At 65.4% G+C, this 19232-nt stretch carries 18 protein-coding genes; 9 read left to right on the top strand and 9 right to left on the bottom strand.

What is annotated here, in order from left to right; translation table 11 throughout:
* Window positions 1-178 precede the first annotated feature (178 nt).
* From JYG32_RS31070 to JYG32_RS31045, 6 genes are all read right to left on the bottom strand, one after another.
* Window positions 179-1384 carry a TauD/TfdA family dioxygenase gene (locus tag JYG32_RS31070; RefSeq protein ID WP_213266145.1) on the bottom strand — a complete coding sequence of 402 codons (1206 nt, stop codon included), beginning with the start codon at window positions 1382-1384 and terminating at the stop codon, window positions 179-181.
* Window positions 1385-1406: 22 nt separating this feature from the next.
* Complete coding sequence (locus tag JYG32_RS31065) at window positions 1407-2387, bottom strand: alpha/beta hydrolase (protein WP_213266144.1); 981 nt, start codon at window positions 2385-2387, stop codon at window positions 1407-1409.
* Window positions 2388-2416: 29 nt separating this feature from the next.
* Window positions 2417-2905, bottom strand: a complete 489-nt coding sequence (locus JYG32_RS31060) for a thioesterase family protein (RefSeq protein ID WP_213266143.1) — start codon at window positions 2903-2905, stop codon at window positions 2417-2419.
* Between the two features lie 2 nt (window positions 2906-2907).
* Window positions 2908-3873: an L-carnitine dehydrogenase gene (locus JYG32_RS31055; protein WP_128843565.1), complete on the bottom strand. Its 966-nt coding sequence runs from the start codon at window positions 3871-3873 to the stop codon at window positions 2908-2910.
* An 84-nt stretch (window positions 3874-3957) separates the two neighbouring features.
* On the bottom strand, window positions 3958-4887 hold the full coding sequence (locus JYG32_RS31050) for a 3-keto-5-aminohexanoate cleavage protein (protein WP_174378521.1): 930 nt from the start codon (window positions 4885-4887) through the stop codon (window positions 3958-3960).
* Between the two features lie 79 nt (window positions 4888-4966).
* Window positions 4967-5920, bottom strand: coding sequence for a choline ABC transporter substrate-binding protein (locus tag JYG32_RS31045; protein WP_174378522.1), 954 nt, complete (start codon window positions 5918-5920; stop codon window positions 4967-4969).
* Window positions 5921-6258: 338 nt separating this feature from the next.
* Between JYG32_RS31045 and JYG32_RS31040 the strand changes: the two genes are divergently transcribed.
* The 6 genes from JYG32_RS31040 to JYG32_RS31015 all read left to right on the top strand — a co-directional run bounded on the left by JYG32_RS31040 (window position 6259) and on the right by JYG32_RS31015 (window position 13598).
* Window positions 6259-6672, top strand: a complete 414-nt coding sequence (locus JYG32_RS31040) for a hypothetical protein (RefSeq protein WP_213266142.1) — start codon at window positions 6259-6261, stop codon at window positions 6670-6672.
* Entirely contained in the window at window positions 6630-8210 is a 1581-nt protein-coding gene (locus JYG32_RS31035) for an isocitrate lyase (protein ID WP_174378524.1), read from the top strand. Before JYG32_RS31040 ends, JYG32_RS31035 begins: the two co-directional genes overlap by 43 nt.
* A gap of 266 nt (window positions 8211-8476) precedes the next feature.
* Complete coding sequence (locus JYG32_RS31030; RefSeq protein ID WP_213266141.1) at window positions 8477-9421, top strand: GlxA family transcriptional regulator; 945 nt, start codon at window positions 8477-8479, stop codon at window positions 9419-9421.
* Between the two features lie 504 nt (window positions 9422-9925).
* Window positions 9926-11638: a M36 family metallopeptidase gene (locus tag JYG32_RS31025; RefSeq protein WP_174378526.1), complete on the top strand. Its 1713-nt coding sequence runs from the start codon at window positions 9926-9928 to the stop codon at window positions 11636-11638.
* A gap of 79 nt (window positions 11639-11717) precedes the next feature.
* Complete coding sequence (locus JYG32_RS31020) at window positions 11718-12971, top strand: M20/M25/M40 family metallo-hydrolase (RefSeq protein ID WP_213266140.1); 1254 nt, start codon at window positions 11718-11720, stop codon at window positions 12969-12971.
* Window positions 12972-13235: 264 nt separating this feature from the next.
* Complete coding sequence (locus tag JYG32_RS31015; RefSeq protein WP_174378528.1) at window positions 13236-13598, top strand: YbjQ family protein; 363 nt, start codon at window positions 13236-13238, stop codon at window positions 13596-13598.
* Window positions 13599-13604: 6 nt separating this feature from the next.
* Here the strand turns inward: JYG32_RS31015 and JYG32_RS31010 are convergent, their stop codons facing one another.
* The 3 genes from JYG32_RS31010 to JYG32_RS31005 all read right to left on the bottom strand — a co-directional run bounded on the left by JYG32_RS31010 (window position 13605) and on the right by JYG32_RS31005 (window position 16156).
* Complete coding sequence (locus tag JYG32_RS31010; RefSeq protein ID WP_213266139.1) at window positions 13605-14861, bottom strand: MFS transporter; 1257 nt, start codon at window positions 14859-14861, stop codon at window positions 13605-13607.
* Between the two features lie 418 nt (window positions 14862-15279).
* Window positions 15280-15411, bottom strand: coding sequence for a hypothetical protein (locus JYG32_RS39500; RefSeq protein ID WP_283842733.1), 132 nt, complete (start codon window positions 15409-15411; stop codon window positions 15280-15282).
* Between the two features lie 160 nt (window positions 15412-15571).
* Window positions 15572-16156, bottom strand: a complete 585-nt coding sequence (locus JYG32_RS31005; protein ID WP_174378530.1) for a TetR/AcrR family transcriptional regulator — start codon at window positions 16154-16156, stop codon at window positions 15572-15574.
* A 180-nt stretch (window positions 16157-16336) separates the two neighbouring features.
* On the opposite strand from JYG32_RS31005, the gene JYG32_RS31000 reads away from it, so the two are divergent.
* The 3 genes from JYG32_RS31000 to JYG32_RS30990 all read left to right on the top strand — a co-directional run bounded on the left by JYG32_RS31000 (window position 16337) and on the right by JYG32_RS30990 (window position 19162).
* Window positions 16337-17353 (top strand): alcohol dehydrogenase catalytic domain-containing protein, encoded by a 1017-nt coding sequence (locus tag JYG32_RS31000; RefSeq protein ID WP_213266138.1) that lies wholly within the window; start codon window positions 16337-16339, stop codon window positions 17351-17353.
* 155 nt (window positions 17354-17508) lie between these two features.
* Window positions 17509-18486 (top strand): zinc-dependent alcohol dehydrogenase family protein, encoded by a 978-nt coding sequence (locus tag JYG32_RS30995; protein ID WP_213266137.1) that lies wholly within the window; start codon window positions 17509-17511, stop codon window positions 18484-18486.
* 76 nt (window positions 18487-18562) lie between these two features.
* Window positions 18563-19162, top strand: a complete 600-nt coding sequence (locus tag JYG32_RS30990; RefSeq protein WP_213266136.1) for an NADPH-dependent F420 reductase — start codon at window positions 18563-18565, stop codon at window positions 19160-19162.
* Window positions 19163-19232: the final 70 nt, after the last annotated feature.

Raw genomic sequence — 19232 nt, 5'->3', positions numbered from 1 at the left:
GCCGCGCGTCGCGCGATGAAGCACAGTCCGGACGAGCCCCCTTTGCGGGGCTCGTCTTTTTTATGAAACGCATACCTCCGCCGCCCGGCAGCGGGTGGCTTCGCCCGGGCGCCTTGCGTCCGGGCGCTTTTTCGTCTGCAAGGCATGCGTGTATGCGAGATGAAGCCGTGTGCGCCGGTCAACGCACCGCGGCTGCGGCAGGCGCCGAACGCGACAGCACACGCCACCGCGACAGCAGTTCGTCGCGATCGACATAACAGCCCTGCAGATGCCGGCGGCCCGTCGACGGATCGAACTCGGTGCGCGCATGCAGCACGCGCCGGTTGTCGAACGCCCACATGTCACCCGCCCGCAAGCGTCGCTGCACGCGAAAACGCGGCTCGCGCGCGAGCGCGAGAAACCGCCGGTACGCGCGATAGACGGCCGCGACCGATCCGGCCGGCGCATCGAGCGGCCCGCGCAGGAAGTTCGCGACGCGCACCTCGGTCACGTTGCCGCGCGCATCGAGCCCGATCACCGGCGCCGAGCAGCGGTAGTCGCTGTTCGCACTCTTGTTCCAGAACTCGAACGGCGTCGACGCAAGCTGCTCGAAATCGGCCGGATGCTCGCGCCGCAGCGCATCCGCGAGCGCGAAGCCGTCGAGGAACACGCTGTCGCCGCCCGTCGCGTCGTTCGCGAGGCAATGCAGGAACTGCACGCCCGGCTGTAGCTCGCGCGTCGGCAGATCGGTATGCGGCGGCAGGTTGAGCGACGTATACGCATTGCTGTCCGGGCGCGGCTTCGATTCGACGTCGAACAGCACGCCGAAATTGCTCTCGCGGATCAGGCCGATGCGGCGCGCGATCTCGTCGACGCGGCCGCGCTCGGCCGGCACGCCCTCGACGAGCGTCAATCCCGTGCGCTGCAACGCGGCGAGCCACGCGAGCAATACGCCGTCGTCCTCCATCACGTCGCCCCACGCGAACACGCCGATCGCCGTCGCATCGTCGCCGGCCCATACGTGCCGCCCGTGCGCGGCCTGGCGCTCGGCGCGCGATGCGTCGTCGTACGCATGCGCGCGCAACCAGCCCGGCGACCACGCGCTGCGATGCCCGTCGTTCCACTCGACATGCAGCGCGCCGTCGGTTTCGACGTGCACGGTGAGCGCCGACAGGTCCTCGCGCGCGTCGGCGATCTCGAATACCTGTTCGCGTGTGACCGCGTGCACGCATGCGGAACACGCGCAGTTGTCGCGCAGCCAGTCGAAATGGAACGGCGATCGTCGCGTGTCGCTCCACTCGACGTCCACCGCTCCGTCGCCGATCGTTGCCGCCGCAATGGCCGCGATGGCCGCGTCGGCGGAAAACGTCCGCCAGTCCTCGATACGGTGTTGCGCTGCCTGCATCGTTGCCTCCCGGAAACGCCCGCTACGCGTGTGGTGCGAGCAAAAACCCGCCGACCGTCCGGTGCATCCGTGCCGCCTGCGGGCTCGTCCCGAGCGCGCGCCAGCAGCCGTGCACCAGCCCCTCTCCCATCCAGTAGTGCGCGGCACCGCCAGCCGCGCGAATCCGTTCGACGTACACGCGCGCATCGTCGCGCAGCGGATCGTGTTCCACGCCGATCGCGAGCACGGGCGGCAGCCCGTCGAAACGCGATGCCGCGAGCGGCACCGACGCGCGCAGCAGCGGATTGCCGTCCAGCAGTGCATCGGACAGTCCGCCATCCAACTGGCCGTCCAACCGGTCGTCCCAGTACAGCGCGCGATAGCGATGGACGTCGTCGAGCGTCAGCATCGGCGCGTGCGCTTCCGTTTCGCGCGCGGGCGATTGCGGTTCGAACCCGAGCATCGGATAGACGAGCGCGATGCCGTCGATACCGCTTTCGCCCGCCTCGCGCAGCGCGGTCGCGACGGCCGCCGCGAGCATGCCGCCCGCGCTGTCGCCCGCGAGCGTCAGCGGATGCACGCACGGCCCGAACGGCCAGCGCGCATCGCGCGCGGCGCGCGTGACCGCAAGGCAATCTTCAAGCGCGGCCGGCGCGTGGTGTTCGGGTGCAAGCCGGTAGTCGACCGCGATCACGTCGAGCCCCGTGTCGGCCGCCAGTTGCGCGGTGATCAGCGCGTGACTGTCGAGCGAGCCGACGACGAAGCCACCGCCATGAAAAAACAGCACCGTGCCGCGCGGCTTGCCATGCGCGGCCGTGTAACGCCGCAGTGCGATCGCGCGTCCATCGGGTGCGTGCCACACGGCGTCCTGCTGCACGATGCCGGCGGGCAGAGCCGCCGGGGTCCATTCGGCCGCGAAGCGGTCGTAGAGGCGGCGCTGCTCGTCGGGCGAGCGCGCCGCCGCATCGGCCGGATACCACGCGTCGACGGCCGCGACGAACGCCGCGATTTCCGGTTCGAGCATCGAGTGCGCTCCGCGGTTGAAGATTGACGCTAGCGGCGCGGCGGCAGCCCGATCACGCGGCCCGCATACGCAGGCGCCGCGCAATCGCGCTGCAACGCATGAAGCCCAGCCACGCGCGCGGCGACGTCGTCGTCGAACGGCGCCGATTTCGCGCCGTCGCGCGTATCGACGTGCAGCAGCATCTGCTCGCTCGCCGATACCGCGTCGTCATGCCCATCCGCGAACAGCTCGAGATACAGGTGCAGCCGCTTCGCGTCGTGCGCGAGCACGCGCGCATCGACACGTACCTGCGTGCCTTCCTTGATCTCGTGCAGGTAGTTCACGTGCGCTTCGAGCGTGTAGACCGAGCGGCCCCGCTCGCGACGCGCGGCGTCGTTGAGGCCGATGCGATCCAGCAACGCATCGGTCGCGAAGCTGAAGATCAGCAGGTAGAACGCATCGCGCAGGTGGCCGTTGTAGTCGACCCATTCGGGCCGCACCACGTCGCGGTATATCGTCAGCGGGGTATCGCCCGTCATCTTTAGTCCTCGAATCGCATCCCGTGCCGCGCCTTCACCGCGGCGATCGACTTCAGCACCTCGGTAATGCACTCGTCGCGATAGCGTTCGAGTTCCTTGATGCTGCGCGTGCCCTGCTGTTCGGTCGTGCCTTCGACGACGCTGTCGATCAGCGCGTCGGTCAGCGTCGGCGCGACCAGCTTCGTCCACGGCAGTTCGAGCGCGGGGCCGAACTGCTGCATGAAGTGTCGCATGCCCGCGTCGCCGCCCGCCAGCGTGTAGGTCAGGAACGTGCCCATGAACGACCAGCGGATGCCCGCGCCGAAACGGATCGCGTCGTCGATCTCGCCGGTCGTCGCGACACCTTCGTTGACCAGGTGCAGCGCCTCGCGCCACAGCGCTTCGAGCAGCCGGTCCGCGATGAAGCCCGGCACTTCCTTGCGCACGTGCAGCGGCCGCATGCCGAGCTTGCGATAGATCTCCATCGCCGCCTCGACCGCTTCCGGCGACGTGCGCGCGCCGCCGAGCACTTCGACGAGCGGCAGCAGGTAGACCGGATTGAACGGATGGCCGACCACGCAGCGCTCCGGATGCGTCGCACGCGCGTAGAAATCCGTCGGCAGCAGCCCTGACGTCGACGACGCGATGATCGCGTCGGGCTTCGCCGCGCGGCTGATCTGCTCGTGCAGTTCGAGCTTCAGCGCCTCGCGCTCGGGCGCGCTTTCCTGGATGAAATCCGCATCGGCGACGCACGCTTCGATCGTCGACACGAAACGCAGCCGCGCGGGATCGGCGCCCGGCGCGAGGCCGACGCGCTCGAGCGCGGGCCACGCATTCGCGACGTTCGCGCGCAGCCGTTCTTCCGCGCCCGGCGCGGGGTCCCACACGACCACGTCGAGACCGTGCGCGAGCGCGCGGGAAATCCACCCGCTGCCGATCACGCCGGTGCCGATGGCGGCGAACGTCTTGATGTCGGTCTTCACAGCCATGTCAACGCATCCTTCGAATCAGGGGAAATCGGTGGGCGGCCACGCTCGTGCGCGCCGCCGTGTCGTATCAATCAGCGAAAAAACTTACGCGAATTCGGCGATCGCGCGGCGTTCGAGCGGGCGCTCGCCGCGTGCGGGCAAGCCGAGCTTGCGGCGGCCTTCGGCCGGCGTCAGCACGCGGCCGCCGAGCCGTTCGACGATCTCGCGTGCGCGCTCGACGAGCGTGCCGTTGGTCGCATGGACGCCGCGGTCGAGCCAGATGTTGTCTTCGAGGCCGACGCGCACGTGGCCGCCGAGCAGCATCGCCTGCGCGACCATCGGCATCTGCATGCGGCCGATCCCGAAGCCGGCCCAGTGCGCGCCCGGCGGCATGTTGTCGACCATCGCCTTCATCGTGCCCGTATCGGCCGGCGCGCCCCACGGAATGCCGAGGCAAAGCTGGAACAGCGGCGGATCGTCGAGCAGCCCTTCCTTCAGCAACTGCTTCGCGAACCACAGATGGCCCGTGTCGAAGATCTCCAGCTCCGGCTTCACGCCGAGTTCCTGGATGCGCTTCGCGCCGGCGCGCAACTGCGCGGGCGTCGACACGTAGATGTAGTCGCCATCACCAAAGTTCAGCGTGCCGCAGTCGAGCGTGCAGATCTCGGGCAGCAGTTCCTCGACGTGCGCGAGTCGCGTGAGGCCGCCGACCAGATCGGTGCCCTTGCCGAAACGCATCGGGTCTTCGCCCGGCCCGATCTCGAGATCGCCGCCCATGCCGGCCGTCAGGTTGATGATCACGTCGACGTCGGCCGAGCGGATCCGGTCGACCACTTCGCGGTACAGGTTCGGGTCGCGGCTGCCGCGCCCCGTCTGCGGATCGCGCACGTGGCAGTGCGCGACGGTGGCGCCGGCCTTCGCGGCCTCGATCGCGGCGGCCGCGATCTCCTTCGGCGTGACCGGAATCGCCGGATGCTTGCCGACCGTATCGCCCGCACCGGTGACGGCGCAGGTCACGATGACTTCATGGTTCATGCTGTTTGCCTCGCTTGACTCTGATTGGTTCGTATTACTGATATTCAATCGGTGCGCGCTTCGTGCGACGCGCAGGCCATTACAGGCCGAGATACGCCTTTACAGCGGGCAAGCCGTCCTTGCCGTCGAACGTCTTGACGCCCGCGAGCCACGGATCGAGCACCTGCGGGTTCTTCTTCAGGTAGGCCTTCGCGGCGTCGGCCGGCTTCGTCTTGTTCATCACCGACTGCATCAGCTGGTTCTCGAGCTGCGTCGAGAAGCGCAGGTTCGTGACGAGCTTGCCCGCGTTCGGGCAGCGCGCGATGAAGTCGGGCGCCGTCAGCGTGTACACGCGCGCTTCGCCGTAGTTCGGCCCGAACGACGCGTCGCCGCCGGACAGGTAGTTCATGCTGAGCTGGATGTTCATCGGGTGCGGTTCCCAGCCCAGGAACACGACCCACTTCTTCTCGCGAATCGCGCGCTCGACCGTCACCAGCATCCCGGCCTCGCTCGACTCGACGAGCTTGAAGCCGCCGAGCCCGTACTGGTTCGTGTCGATCATCTTCTGGATCGTCGCGTTCGCACTGCTGCCCGGCTCGATCCCGTAGATCTTGCCGTCGAGTTCCGCGCGGTGCTTCGCAATGTCCTCGAAGGTCTTCAGGCCGGCCTGGTATTCGTAGCTCGGCACCGCGAGCGTCGCCTTCGCGCCCGACAGGTTCGGCGTTTCGACGACGTTGATCGACTTGCTGTCGAGGAACGGCTGGAGCTGTTTCTGCTGCACGGGCCACCAGTAGCCGAGCGACACGTCGAGCTGCTTGCTCTTCAGGCCGGCGAACGAGATCGGCACCGACGCGATCGTCGTGGTCGGCTTGTAGCCGAGCGCCTCGAACACGGTCGACGCGAGCGCCGTGGTCGACGTGATGTCGGTCCAGCCGATATCCGCGAAACGCACGGTGCGGCAGGTCGCGGCATCCGTTTCGGCCAGCGCTGCGTTCGTGAACGCGGCGGTTGCCAGCACGGCCGCGGCAAGCGCGGCGATCTTCGTCGACTTCATGGTTCGATTCCTCCCGGTGGGACGCGTGGCAGCCGGTGCGCGGAGTGTGCGCCGGCCTGCATCGTGGGAGTAAAAGTAACGAGCCATATTGGCCGCGAGAAGACCGGCGGCGACCTGTTCTTGCCTATTTGCGACTATGAGTGGAAACCACTAGCATTTTTAAGAGGCTTGTCGGACGGGGTTTCAGCGCGTTTTTGGGGTAGAACGGGCTTGTCCACCTGCGGCGCGAGGCTTTCGATCCCGTCGGGACGGAGCGAGATGCCGATGCGGCTTCGGGCTCGGGGCGCCGGGTCGCACGGATGAATGGGCCGGGTCGACCCTGCGACTTCCACAGCAGCTTGATTTCACGTTGGAACGTTGTCCGTTCGTTCGTCGAAACCGGCTCCTACACACTCACCCCGCCAGCCATCGTTGCTCGAACCATCGTGCCTGCCCTGCCTCCAGCAGCCGAAAGGGAATTTCACATTGCGGAATTCGCGTCGAATTCCCGCGGCATCCCTTTTTCGCCGCTTGAAAACTTGTTTTGCATCGCAAAAATTGCTGCGTATCCCATTGAAAAACAAGGAAAATTTATGTCTTATGTCTTATATAAGACATCACCAAAAACGCATCGGGCGGCGTTACTATTCAGTCATGCAGTTCGCTTCGGCAACCGCGGCGGCACGCTCAACCCTTTACCTCAAACGCGCTTTGCTCCCAGGAGATTGACATGGCCCAGTATCAAGACGACATCAAGGCAGTTGCCGGTTTGAAAGAAAACCACGGCAGCGCGTGGAATGCGATCAGCCCCGAGTATGCCGCCCGCATGCGTGCCCAGAACAAGTTCAAGACGGGCCTGGACATCGCCAAGTACACGGCGAAGATCATGCGCGCCGACATGGCCGCCTACGATGCCGACCCGGCCAAGTACACGCAGTCGCTGGGCTGCTGGCACGGCTTCATCGGTCAGCAAAAGATGATCTCCATCAAGAAGCACTTCAACAGCACCGAACGCCGCTACCTTTACCTGTCCGGCTGGATGGTGGCCGCGCTGCGCTCCGAGTTCGGCCCGCTGCCGGACCAGTCGATGCACGAAAAAACCTCCGTCAGCGCGCTGATCCGCGAGCTGTACACGTTCCTGCGCCAGGCCGACGCCCGTGAACTGGGCGGCCTGTTCCGCGAGCTCGATGCCGCCGAAGGCGCCGCGAAGGCCGCCATCCAGGAAAAGATCGACAACCACGTCACGCACGTCGTGCCGATCATCGCCGACATCGACGCGGGTTTCGGCAACGCGGAAGCAACGTACCTGCTGGCCAAGCAGTTCATCGAAGCCGGCGCATGCTGCATCCAGATCGAAAACCAGGTGTCCGACGAGAAGCAGTGCGGCCACCAGGACGGCAAGGTCACCGTGCCGCACGAGGACTTCCTGGCCAAGATCCGCGCGATCCGCTACGCGTTCCTGGAACTGGGCGTGGACGACGGCATCATCGTGGCCCGTACCGACTCGCTGGGCGCCGGCCTGACCAAGCAGATCGCCGTGACCAACACGCCGGGCGACCTGGGCGACCAATACAACGCGTTCCTCGATTGCGAAGAACTGTCGGCCGACCAACTGGGCAACGGTGACGTCGTCATCAAGCGCGACGGCAAGCTGCTGCGTCCGAAGCGCCTGCCCAGCAACCTGTTCCAGTTCCGCGCCGGCACGGGCGAAGCACGCTGCGTGCTGGATTGCGTCACCGCGCTGCAAAACGGCGCCGACCTGCTGTGGATCGAAACCGAAAAACCGCATATCGCGCAGATCGGCGGCATGGTCAGCGAGATTCGCAAGGTCATCCCGAACGCCAAGCTGGTGTACAACAACAGCCCGTCGTTCAACTGGACGCTGAATTTCCGCCAGCAGGCGTATGACGCGCTGAAGGCCGCGGGCAAGGATGTGTCGGCATACGACCGCGCGCAGCTGATGAGCGTGGAGTACGACGAGACCGAACTGGCGGCGATCGCCGACGAAAAGATCCGCACGTTCCAGGCCGACGCGTCGCGCGAAGCCGGGATCTTCCACCACCTGATCACGCTGCCGACGTACCACACCGCCGCGCTGTCGACCGACAACCTGGCCAAGGAATACTTCGGCGACCAGGGCATGCTGGGTTATGTGGCTGGCGTGCAGCGCAAGGAAATCCGTCAGGGCATCGCCTGCGTAAAGCACCAGAACATGTCCGGCTCGGACATCGGCGACGACCACAAGGAGTATTTCAGCGGCGAAGCGGCACTGAAAGCGGCGGGTAAAGACAACACGATGAACCAGTTCTGATACCGGTCATACGCGAAGCGAAACGCCAACCCAGCCGGGTTGGCGTTTTTTTTATCCGGAAAGTCGTTCCGACGAACTGCCGTCGACCACCGCGCGCCGGTCCGTGCGCGCCGCAAAAACGCGCTGACTATCGGCAAAACTCGCGCAAAACCCGCGATAATCTCCCGCCAGACCGTTCGGCAACTGCGAGCCGGCCGCGGCGTGTGCCCGTCCGTTCGCAATCCCGTGCGACGTGCGACGACCACCGGATTCCATCCCCTGCCCCGATGCCCGAGGATTTCCACTTCCTGTTGCTGCCTGGCTTCTCCGCGCTCGGCTTCATGTCCGCGGTCGAGCCGCTGCGCGTCGCGAACCGCTTCCGAACCGAGCTTTACCGCTGGCACGTGATCAGCGCCGACGGCGCGCCCGTCGCCGCGAGCAACGGCATTCCGGTCGCCGCCGAAGCCGCATGCGCGGACGTCGCGCAGGTCGATACGGTGTTCGTCGTCGCGGGCTTCGATCCGCTCGTGTGCTACACGCGCGCGCTCGGCGACTGGCTGCGCCGCCAGCACCGGCACGGCGCGACGCTCGGCGGCATCGATACCGGCAGCTTCGTGCTCGCGGAAGCCGGGCTGTTCGACGCGTCGCAGCCGCTCACGCTGCACTGGGAAGCGCTGGCCGCGTTCCGCGAGCGCTATCCGGGCCTGAACGCGACACAGGAACTGTTCGAGATCGACGATCGGCGCATCACGTGCGCGGGCGGCACCGCGTCGATCGACATGATGCTCGACCTGATCGGGCGCCGGCACGGCGCCGATCTCGCGGCGGCGATCTCCGAGCAGTTCGTCGTCAGCCGCATCCGGCAGCGCTCGGACAGCCAGCGGCTCGAGATCGCCGCGCGCTACGGCGTGCACAACCGCAAGCTGATCCAGGTGATCGGCACGATGCAGCGGCACATGGAAAACCCGCTCGGCTCCGATGCGCTCGCGCAGGACGTATCGATCACGCGGCGCCAGCTCGAACGGCTGTTCAGCGCGACGCTGAACGACACGCCGACGCATTTCTACCTGAACCTGCGCCTCGATCGTGCACGCGAACTGCTGCAGCAGACCGACATGAGCATCACGTCGGTGTGCGTCGCGTGCGGGTTCGAATCGCCGTCGCATTTCTCCCGCACGTATCGCGCGCGGTTCGGCTTGAGCCCGCGCAGCGACCGTCGAGCGACACGCTGATCGTCGCGGGTTTTAATCACAATCCGGCGCGAAATTGCGTGTTCCGGCGGCGTTTCCTGCCGCTCGCTGAACAATGCCGGCGATTGATCGACGGACCGAAGCGACCGTCGAAAATAAATTGCAATGTCGCCGAAAATATTCTGTAACATACCTCGCAATTATCGCAATTAGATAGGCAGCCTAACGAGATGAGAGATCGGGTTCGACGCACGTCGATCCGCACGGGCTGCCAACCGATATCGATATCGATCCGAGGGGTATGACATGACGATGCTCGCTTCGCCGTCGCCGCACCTGCCTTCCGTTCGCTTCCCCGCCTCTTCGGCCCCTCCGCCCGCTTCGCCCGCCAGTTTCTTCTCGACCTGACATTTAGGGTTCCTTAGTCAGTCGACGCTCCCAACACCGCTTCGCCGCACCGGTTCCATCGAGCCGGCGCGCGGGCCGTGTCGTGCCTGCGCGCCACGAGCGCGCGGGCGTGTCCAACCGTTGAGATGAGGATCACGTATGCAGACATCACGCAAAGCATTGCCGCTCGCCCTGGGTCTCGCGCTCGGTTTCGGCATCGTCGGCGGCGCCGCGGCCGATACGAAAGTCTCGAACCCGCAAGCAACGAGCCTGCGCGAAAGCCTGACGCGCGGCGTCGCGCCGCCCGCCGCGAAAGCCGATACGGCCGCCGGGCAGTTCCGCGCGGACGGCGTCGCCGTCACGCTGTACAACCCCGCGTATCGTGTGAAAAAGGCTGCCGCAACGCCCGCCGCGACCGCGCGCGACTTCGTCGCGTCGCAGGCGACGCAGCTCGGGCTCGACGCGGCCGCGCTCGCGAGCCTCGTCGTCACGTCGGAACGCAGCGATGCCGACTTCACCGTCGTGCGCCTGCAGCAGCAGGCCGCCGGGCTGCCCGTGTACGGCAGCGACATCGCGGTGACGGTCGCAAAGGACGGCCGCATCCTGTACGTCGCGAGCAACACGATCAACGGCGTGGTCGCGACGTCGCGCAAGTCGCAGGCCGTCGACCAGCAGCAGGCGCTCGACCGTGCCCGCGCGTATCTCGGCGTGAGCGGCTTCACGAATCTCGACGCGCAGCTCGTCGCGTTCGTCGACAAGGCCGGCACGCACACCGCATGGAAGGTGCGCGGCCGCCCGCAGGACGGCCCGAAGGGCGACTGGGAACTGCTGATCGATTCGGGCAGCGGCGAAGTGCTGCGCGCCGAGGACAAGGCGTTCTATGCCACGGACGGCACGGGCTTCGTGTTCCGCCCGGATCCGCTGTCGCCGACCAGGAGCAGCTACGGCAGCACCGGCTACAAGGACAACAACGACGCCGATTCGACCCAGCTCACGGCCGCGCGCGTGCGCGTGACGCTGAAGGATCTCGGGCAGTCGGGCGGGCGCTACGCGCTGTCGGGCCCGTACGCCGCGTGCGTCGACTTCGACGCGCCGCGCGACAACGCGTGCCCGCTGCAGTCGACGCCTGCATTCGAGTTCACGCGCGGCAACCTGTATTTCGAGGCCGTGAACGCGTACTACCACATCGACACGTTCCTGCGCTACGTGAACCAGACGCTCGGCATCAAGGCGCTGCCGTACCAGTACACGGGCGGCGTGCAGTACGACCCGCACGGCGAATCGGGCGACGACAACTCGTCGTACTCGTCGAGCAGCGGCCGGCTGACCTTCGGGCAAGGCGGCGTCGACGATGCGGAAGATGCGGATGTCGTGATCCACGAGCTCGGCCACGGCATCCACGACTGGGTGACGAACGGCGGCCTGTCGCAGCAGGAAGGTCTTTCCGAAGGCACTGGCGACTATCTCGCCGCCGCGTACAGCCGCGACTTCAACCAGTGGAGCCCGTCCGACGCGCAATACCACTGGGTCTACAACTGGGACGGCCACAACGAGTATTGGGGCGGCCGCGTGACCAACTGGAACGTCGGGCGCACCTATGCGCAGGCGCGCGGTGCGGAAATCCATACGGCCGGCCAGTACTGGGCGTCGTGCAACCTCGTCGCGCGCGATGCGATCGGCGCGCAGGCGATGGACAAGGCGTTCCTGAAGGGGCTGTCGATGACCAACAGCTCGACCAACCAGAAGGCCGCCGCCCAGGCCGTGCTGACGGCCGCCGCCGCGCTCGGCTACAGCAACGCGCAACTCACCGCGATCGGCAACGCGTACAACCAGAGTTGCACGTACGGCGTGACCGTGCCGCAGAAGTCTTGATTCCGCAGCAGGCGGGGGCACATCGCACGACCTGCGATGCGCCCTCTTCGTCGACATCGCCATCCTCACGAGATCGAACATGCCTACTCTGAAATTGACCCGCCTGAGCGCCGCGCTGGGCGGCATGCTGTTGACCGCCGCCGCGCACGCGGCCCCCGTATGGATCACGCTCGGCGACACCGCGTACCGGCAGTTGCAACGCATCGATGCGAGCGCAACCGCGCAATACAGCACGACCGTCGACGCCGGCAAGACGGCCGACGGCGCCGCGCGCCGCGAAACGGTTCATGTCGTCGAGATCGACGATTCACGACTCGGCGAGCTGGCCCACGCCGTCCACCACACGCGCGGCCACGGGCCCGGCTACGTCGTGCACGACTCGTTCGACGAAGCGCGCCAGGCGCTGCAGCCGTTGCCGGCAGCACTCGCGAAGCAGGCAGCCGTACCTGCGTACAAGGTGTCGAACGCGTCGCAGATCGGCACCTGGATCCAGCAACTGCAGGCCAGCAACATCGTCGGCACGATCACGTCGCTGTCCGGCTTCACGAACCGCTACTACACGACATCGCACGGCGTTGCCGCATCGGACTGGCTCGCGCTGCAGTGGAAGCAACTGGCGGGCTCGCGCGCCGACATCGCCGTCGAGCAGTTCGCACACACGGGCTTTCCGCAGAAATCCGTGATCCTGACGATCCGCGGCAGCGATCCGGCCGCGGGCACGATCGTGCTGGGCGGCCACCTCGATTCGACCGTCGGCCGCACGACCGAGAACACGCGCTCGCCCGGCGCGGACGACGACGCGTCGGGTATCGCGAGCCTCACCGAAGCGCTGCGCGTGCTGCTCGCGAACAACTACCGGCCAAAGCGGACGATCAAGTTTGTCGGGTACGCGGCCGAGGAAGCCGGGCTGCTCGGCTCGAAGGCGATCGCGAAGCAGTTCCGCGCGCAGAATGCGAACGTGGTCGGCGTGCTGCAGCTCGACATGACGAACTACAAGGGCGATCCGAAGGATATCTACCTGATCACCGACTACACGAACGCGTCGCAGAATAGCTACCTGACGAACCTGGCGAAGACCTACCTGCCGGAACTCGCGATCGGCACGTCGCAGTGCGGGTATGCGTGCTCGGATCACGCGTCGTGGAACGCGCAAGGCTATCCGGCGTCGTTCCCGTTCGAGGCCGACCAGAACGACAGCCCGTATATCCATACCGTCAACGACACGCTGGAGAACTCGGATCGTCAGGCGAATCACGCGCTGAAGTTCGGGAAGCTGGCGCTGGCCTATGCGGTTGATCTTGGCGGGGATGGCGGTACGGCTGTGAAGCCCTGACGGCGCGCCGCCGGGTCGTTCGTCTGTCTATCTGTCCGGAAATGACGGAAGCGTGTGCTCGTCATTCGCACACGCTTCCTTCCTGACGACCTCGGTTACACGATCTCGTCCGGCGTCCCGTAGAGACGCATGCCCAAAGCCAGCCCGACCGCCACGGAAGCTCATGGCGCGACACGCGTCGCGCGATTGACTCCCATCGAACCGGACGCGTGCGCTCATCCGGATAGAATCGTCACTCGACCACTCCGCTACACGCTTCCCGCCATGACCGACACCACCCGCTCCATCGACGATCTGTCGCCCGCTCGCGTCACGACCGCATTCGACCTGCCCGGCCACACCACCGTTCGCTCGCTCGGCGTCGCACAGGGCATCGTCGTGCGTTCGCGCTCGATCGTCGGCTCGTTCGGCGCATCGCTGCAGACGATCTTCGGCGGCAACATCACGCTCTATACGTCGCTGTGCGAGAAGGCGCGCCAGCAGGCGTTCGACAAGATGCTCGCCGATGCGCGCAAGCTTGGCGCGAACGCGATCGTCGCGATGCGCTACGACTCGACCGAGATCGGGTCGGGCGTCACGGAAGTGATCTGCTACGGCACGGCCGTGCGCGTGACGCAGGACGCGTGACACACGTCACACGTCGCGCTCGAGCGACCTCATGTTCGTGAGCTGGGGAAACAGCCTCATCCACGCGAGCGCGACGGCAATCGTCGCGGCACCGCCGACGACGATCGCCGTCGGCGCGCCCCACCATGCTGCCGTCACGCCCGATTCGAATTCGCCGAGCTGGTTCGACGTGCCGATGAACAGCGAATTGACCGCGCTCACGCGCCCGAGCATGTCGTCGGGCGTACGAAGCTGCACGAGCGACAGGCGCACGACGACGCTGACCACGTCCGACGCGCCAAGCGCGGCCAGCGCCACGAGCGACACCGCGAAGTGCCGCGAAAACCCGAACACGATCGTCGCGATACCGAACGCGATCACGCCGCCGAACATCGCGCGGCCGGGCCGCCCCTTCAGCGGAAAACGCGTGAGCCACAGCGTGCCCGCGAGCGCGCCGACCGCGGGCGCCGCGCGCAGCGCACCGAGCCCCCAGGGGCCGACCTGCAGGATATCGCGCGCGTAGATCGGCAGTAGCGCGGTGGCGCCGCCGAACAGCACCGCGAACAGGTCGAGCGACAGCGCGCCGAGGATCGCCGGTTCGCGCCGGATGAACGCGATCCCCGAAAACACCGAGCGCAGCGTAACCGGCTCGCGCGCAGGCGGCGCGCTGCGCAGCGGAATCGTGCCGCTCAGCACGGCCGCGATCGCGAATGCCACGACGCTCGTGCCGAACGCAACGGGCGCACCGACACCGTAAAGCAGCCCGCCGAACGCGGGCCCGAGGATCTGCGCGGCCTGGTTCGCGGACGTCGACAGCGCGGTCGCGCGCGGCAGGTCGGTGCGCGGCACGACGGCCGGCAGCAGCGACGAGACCGACGGCGACTCGAACGCACGGGCCGTGCCGACGATCGCCGCGAGCGCATACACGGCCGGTGCGGCCAGCCACCCTTGCGCGGCGCCGAGCAGGAACACGCCGGCGGCCAGCGCCTCGACGCCCTGGCAGATCGTCGCGATGCGCCGGCGGTCGTAGCGGTCGGCCACCTGCCCGACGACGAGCGTCAGCGCGAACATCGGCACGAACTGCGCGAGACCGACGAGGCCGAGTGCGAACGCGCTGTGCGTGAGCGCGTACACGTACCAGCCGATCGCGACCGACAGGATCTGGAAGGCCAGGGACGACATCACGCGTGTGCCCCAGAAGCGCTGGAACGGGGCGTGACGGAACAGGTTCGCGGGTAACGGGGATGGAGGGATGGGGGTGGGTTCGGGTAAGGGGGCGGTCATCGGGGTCTCGGCGATCGGCGGTGCGTGACGCAACCGCTCAACGAGCGGCTACCTGCGCATGTGCGTGCTTGCGCAACGACTTGCCCATCGCGACGCGATATTGGTCCCCGGTCGTGGAGACGGTCGGCTGGACAGCGCAGACGCGGCCAAATCGCGATGATATGTCAACCACGACAAACCGGCCGCTCGATCGGCCGAGGCAGGAGCGCACTACACCGGCGCACCCGCACCACACCGCAAAAAAAGTTCGTCGTGGATTTCCGGGGAACGCGAGGCAGACTGTCGGCGATCGGCCATCTCCGGTCGTTCGTCTGCGCGCTCAGACGGACACTCAAGCGTCGGCTCCGCCCGGATAGCGGACTTTCAGTCGTCACTCGAACTCGCGTCGCCGTCGTCTGAATCGATGAACATTCCAGTTTTACCAACTACGGGCAGCGACTTCTGACAGGTTACGTTGCCCGCTCTTTGCAAGGATCTCGCGAAGGCGGGCGATGTTGATAGAGCCACTTGCCAAGTCGATGATGACATTGTGGTCGAGCGCGAGTTTCATAACTCGGACCTATTTCCGACCGGATTCTGAGCACCGAAGGATACGCACTCACCCACGGTATGCCTATGCTGCGTCATTCCACGAAAGGAAGCAGAGCATGACGCTCCAAATCGCCGCCCTGCGAGCGCCGGCGCTGGACCACTCTGTGCGGCACTGTCGGTCAGACAACGCGAGTTCCCCGGGGCTTTGCAGATCTCACCCGACCGCTTTGAGCTGGCCATGCTTGCATGGCGACATCTGCGATCGCGTTCAGCTTTTGCGGGCCGCCTCCGTCGCGTGCCTGGACGGCCATTCCGCGGGTCACGGCGCTGTAGAAGGCAGCAAGTGCAGGCACGTCGGTGTCAGGCGGTAAGTCGCCGTCTTCGACCCCCTTGCGCAACCGCTGCGCCATCATCTCTTCAGCGTTTGCGCGGTGCTCGGCCATCGTCTCACGAATAGAAGCGAGTTCGGGCGGCAGGTGAGTGCCGGCCAGAGAGATCATGCAGCCCGATGGGTGGCTGTCTCGAGTGAACTCCACGACGGTAGCATCGAGAAGCTTCTTGAATGCTTCTCGCGTGTCGGCCGTGCCGAACAGTCTGCCAGCGAACCAGACTTCGGACATGCTCAGGTATGCGTCAGTCGTTTCCTTGTAAAGCTGCTCCTTGCTGCCAAACGAGTTGTAGAAGCTCGAGGGGCTGATCCCCATGGCATGGATCAACTGGTCAAAGGAGGCTCCTTCGTATCCATGCTCCCAGAAGAGCTTCATGGCTCGGTTCAGGGCTTCCGTACGATCAAAGGTTGAGGGCCTGCCGCGGCTGCGCCGGGGTTGTGTATCATTTTTTGTAGTCATAGCTCTAAAATTAATTGACATGCTGTAGAGATGAACCTATTCTGCCATAACGGAGCGATCGCTCCAATAATCAAATCCTTGCGAAAGGAGTCTCTGATGCAGCGAATTGTTCACACCAACCATGGCGAGCCCGCCGAGGTGCTCACGCTGGAAGCATTTTCCGATGCCCCTTCTCTTGTGAGCGGAGCGGCCCTTGTGCGTGTGTCCGCCGCACCGGTTCATCCGGGCGACTTGCTGGGCGTCTCGGCTTCCCCCGCCTTCGGGGCGGCTCCCCTCATCCCGAGGGGAGGTCGAGTGCCCGGCGTCGAAGGTGTAGGGGTGGTGGAAGCGCTGGCCGCTGACATTGACCCTTCACACCGGATTCAGATCGGCACACGTGTGGCCTTCTTTCCCGTCAACGGTGCCTGGAGTTCCAGGATCGCCGCACCTGTCCAGTCGCTGATACCCGTGCCCGATGAAGTGGGCGATGAGGTCGCAGCGCAGATGTTGGTCAACACGTTGACGGCACGCCTTGCGATGAGGGCTGGTCACAACGCGTTGCCTGAAGACAAGCGCGAAGATGTCACGGTTATTCAGACGGCTGCCAATTCCGCCGTCGGAAGGCTGCTCACTCATCTGCTCGTCGAAGTGGGCGTCAATCCGATCCTGCTCGTTGGCTCCGCGGCGAGCGCGCAAGCGCTTAAAGCTGCTCGCCCCAACCTTTCTGTCATCGTCACGGAGAACCAGGGCTGGAAGGACGAGCTTCGAGATGAGCTTGCGAACAAGCCCGTTTACGTGGCGTTCGATGGCGTCGGCGGCGCGCTATTGCCCGACGTAGCGGGCTTCCTGGCCCGGGGCGGAGCGATCATTAGCTACGGCTCCCTGGGAGGAGCGGCGACGGACATTCGTTCCATCGCCCCTCAAGCGCTGACCATCAAGGGGGTGTCGTTGTTCAGCTGGCAATTCGAAGCTGCGACGTTACGCGAAGCGGACCTGGCCAAGGCGGTCGAGTTCGCACGCAACTTCCCGAGCCTTTTCCCAGTAGCGGAACGATATCAGGCAAGCGACTACCTGCGAGCGCTTGAACATACGTACCGCAGGGGAAGGACCGGCATGGTGCTGCTCGCGTTCTAGCGCTACGCGTCCTGCGCAATGTGAGGCGCTCCTCGTCATGAGGGGCGGCCTGGTAGCGTTCACCCCGGTCTTTGCACGATTTCGAAACGAGTGCCGAGCGCCGAAGTATTGCCTCTCGGCTTTCCAGCCAAGCATCTTATGAAAGGACGCAAGCCATGCGTGCTATCCAGAACACCGCTTTCGGCGACCCCGTCGAGACTCTGAAACTCGTTGATCTTCCGGAGCCGGCCAGCATCGGCCCGGATGAAGTCCTGATTGCGATGGAGTATGCCCCCATCAACGGCAATGACCTGGCCGTCATCACGAATCGCTTCGCCTACTCGACTCCGCTGCCCTCGATCGTGGGCAACGAAGGCGTCGGGCGAGTTCTGCAGGTAGGCTCGAATGTCTCCAACGTGAAGGTCGGCGACCGCGTATTGCCCCCGCTTTATGCGTTGACCTGGCGCGAGCGCCTGGTGATCCCGGCCAAGGGGCTGATTGCGCTGCCTGCTAGCGTCGATCCACGTCAACTGGCCATGCTGCGCATCAATCCTCCTACGGCCGTACTTCTGCTCGGGCGCTTTGTTGACCTCAAAGAAGGCGACTGGATCGTGCAAAATGCGGCCAACTCCGGCATCGGCCGCACGGTGATCGCGTTGGCGAAGAAGCGCGGTCTGCGGACCATCAACTTCGTACGTCGTCCTGAACTGGTCAAGGAACTGGAAGAAGCCGGTGGGGACATCGTTCTCGTCGACGAGCCGGGCGCCACTGACAAAGCCAAGGCCGCGGTCGGTCCGGGCAACGTCCGTCTGGCCATCGACGGCCTGAGCGGTTCGGCTGCGGTGCGCCTGATCGACGTGCTGTCGCAAAACGGTACGCTGGTGAGCTATGCGTTCACAAGCGGCGAGCTGATCATTCCGCTCAAGGTCGTGGACCTGCATCTGCGCGGCATCGTCGTGCGCGGCATATACATCGACCTTCCCGAATATCTGCCGTACATCATGGACGCAATCAAGGAGTCTGCCGAGCTGATGGCTCGCGGCGAGCTTGAGCTGCCTGTGGCTGCCGTCTATCCGCTTGCGGACTTCCAAAAGGCCGTCGCGCACGCAATCAAGGGTGGCAAGGTGCTGCTCGACTTGCGCTCATCGAACTGACCTGGCTGTTCTCCCACGTGCCGTGCTCCTGGACGAGCATGGCTTCGTTGACTTACGTTGTCGCTGAGGTGTCGAAATGAAGATTGGTTTTATTGGAGCCGGTGCTGTAGCGCAGTCCATCGCCCGGAGTGCCATTCAAGCAGGACATGAGGTTGCCTTGAGCGCTCGTCGTGGGCCACAGGCTTTGGGCGATATCGTGGCCGGACTCGGTCCGAACGCGTCGGCAGATACGGTCCAGGAGGTGGCTCGGCTCGAGCTGGTCGTGCTCGCCGTTCCATGGCTTCAAGTCCCGTCGGCCCTGGATGGGCTGCCCAATTGGGCAGGTCGCATTCTGGTGGATACCACCAACCCTTTTACGCAACTCGAGCCTGAGCTCGTTCTGGCGGACTTGGGGGGCACGGGCGCCAGCGAGATCGTCGCGGCACACGCGCCAGAGGCTCGCGTCGTCAAGGCGTTCAATGCTATCCGCATGGAGCACTACGACAAGGGCCCGAAGTTTCATGACGGAAAACGCGTCATCTTCGTCTCCGGTGACGACCAGGACGCAAAGGCGGTGGTGATCGGACTCGTCAACGATTTTGGCTACGCATCCGTGGATCTTGGCGGTCTGGTTTCGGGCGGTCGCATACAGCAAGCGGGTGGTCCGATTGCTGGCCACGACTGGGTCGTCGCATAGGACTGCAAGGTATGCAAACCAATGTCGCGTCATTTCGGGAGGCAGAGCGGCTGGATGTCCGGTTGTCTTT

The organism is Burkholderia pyrrocinia (genome assembly GCF_018417535.1).
Classification (GTDB): domain Bacteria; phylum Pseudomonadota; class Gammaproteobacteria; order Burkholderiales; family Burkholderiaceae; genus Burkholderia; species Burkholderia pyrrocinia_E.
The sequence above is the reverse complement of the archived record's forward strand: the minus strand, read 5'-3'. Positions and strand labels throughout refer to the sequence as shown.

Bases quoted from the DNA above. Each gene is read 5' to 3' on its own strand.
- JYG32_RS31035 (WP_174378524.1), top strand. From the start codon at position 6,630: ATGGCCCAGTATCAAGACGACATCAAGGCAGTTGCCGGTTTGAAAGAA.
- JYG32_RS31000 (WP_213266138.1), top strand. From the start codon at position 16,337: ATGCAGCGAATTGTTCACACCAACCATGGCGAGCCCGCCGAGGTGCTC.
- JYG32_RS30995 (WP_213266137.1), top strand. From the start codon at position 17,509: ATGCGTGCTATCCAGAACACCGCTTTCGGCGACCCCGTCGAGACTCTG.
- JYG32_RS31025 (WP_174378526.1), top strand. From the start codon at position 9,926: ATGCAGACATCACGCAAAGCATTGCCGCTCGCCCTGGGTCTCGCGCTC.
- JYG32_RS31015 (WP_174378528.1), top strand. From the start codon at position 13,236: ATGACCGACACCACCCGCTCCATCGACGATCTGTCGCCCGCTCGCGTC.
- JYG32_RS31070 (WP_213266145.1), bottom strand. From the start codon at position 1,384: ATGCAGGCAGCGCAACACCGTATCGAGGACTGGCGGACGTTTTCCGCC.
- JYG32_RS31010 (WP_213266139.1), bottom strand. From the start codon at position 14,861: ATGACCGCCCCCTTACCCGAACCCACCCCCATCCCTCCATCCCCGTTA.
- JYG32_RS31050 (WP_174378521.1), bottom strand. From the start codon at position 4,887: ATGAACCATGAAGTCATCGTGACCTGCGCCGTCACCGGTGCGGGCGAT.
- JYG32_RS30990 (WP_213266136.1), top strand. From the start codon at position 18,563: ATGAAGATTGGTTTTATTGGAGCCGGTGCTGTAGCGCAGTCCATCGCC.
- JYG32_RS31060 (WP_213266143.1), bottom strand. From the start codon at position 2,905: ATGACGGGCGATACCCCGCTGACGATATACCGCGACGTGGTGCGGCCC.
- JYG32_RS31065 (WP_213266144.1), bottom strand. From the start codon at position 2,387: ATGCTCGAACCGGAAATCGCGGCGTTCGTCGCGGCCGTCGACGCGTGG.
- JYG32_RS31045 (WP_174378522.1), bottom strand. From the start codon at position 5,920: ATGAAGTCGACGAAGATCGCCGCGCTTGCCGCGGCCGTGCTGGCAACC.
- JYG32_RS31030 (WP_213266141.1), top strand. From the start codon at position 8,477: ATGCCCGAGGATTTCCACTTCCTGTTGCTGCCTGGCTTCTCCGCGCTC.
- JYG32_RS31005 (WP_174378530.1), bottom strand. From the start codon at position 16,156: ATGAAGCTCTTCTGGGAGCATGGATACGAAGGAGCCTCCTTTGACCAG.
- JYG32_RS31055 (WP_128843565.1), bottom strand. From the start codon at position 3,873: ATGGCTGTGAAGACCGACATCAAGACGTTCGCCGCCATCGGCACCGGC.
- JYG32_RS31020 (WP_213266140.1), top strand. From the start codon at position 11,718: ATGCCTACTCTGAAATTGACCCGCCTGAGCGCCGCGCTGGGCGGCATG.
- JYG32_RS39500 (WP_283842733.1), bottom strand. From the start codon at position 15,411: ATGAAACTCGCGCTCGACCACAATGTCATCATCGACTTGGCAAGTGGC.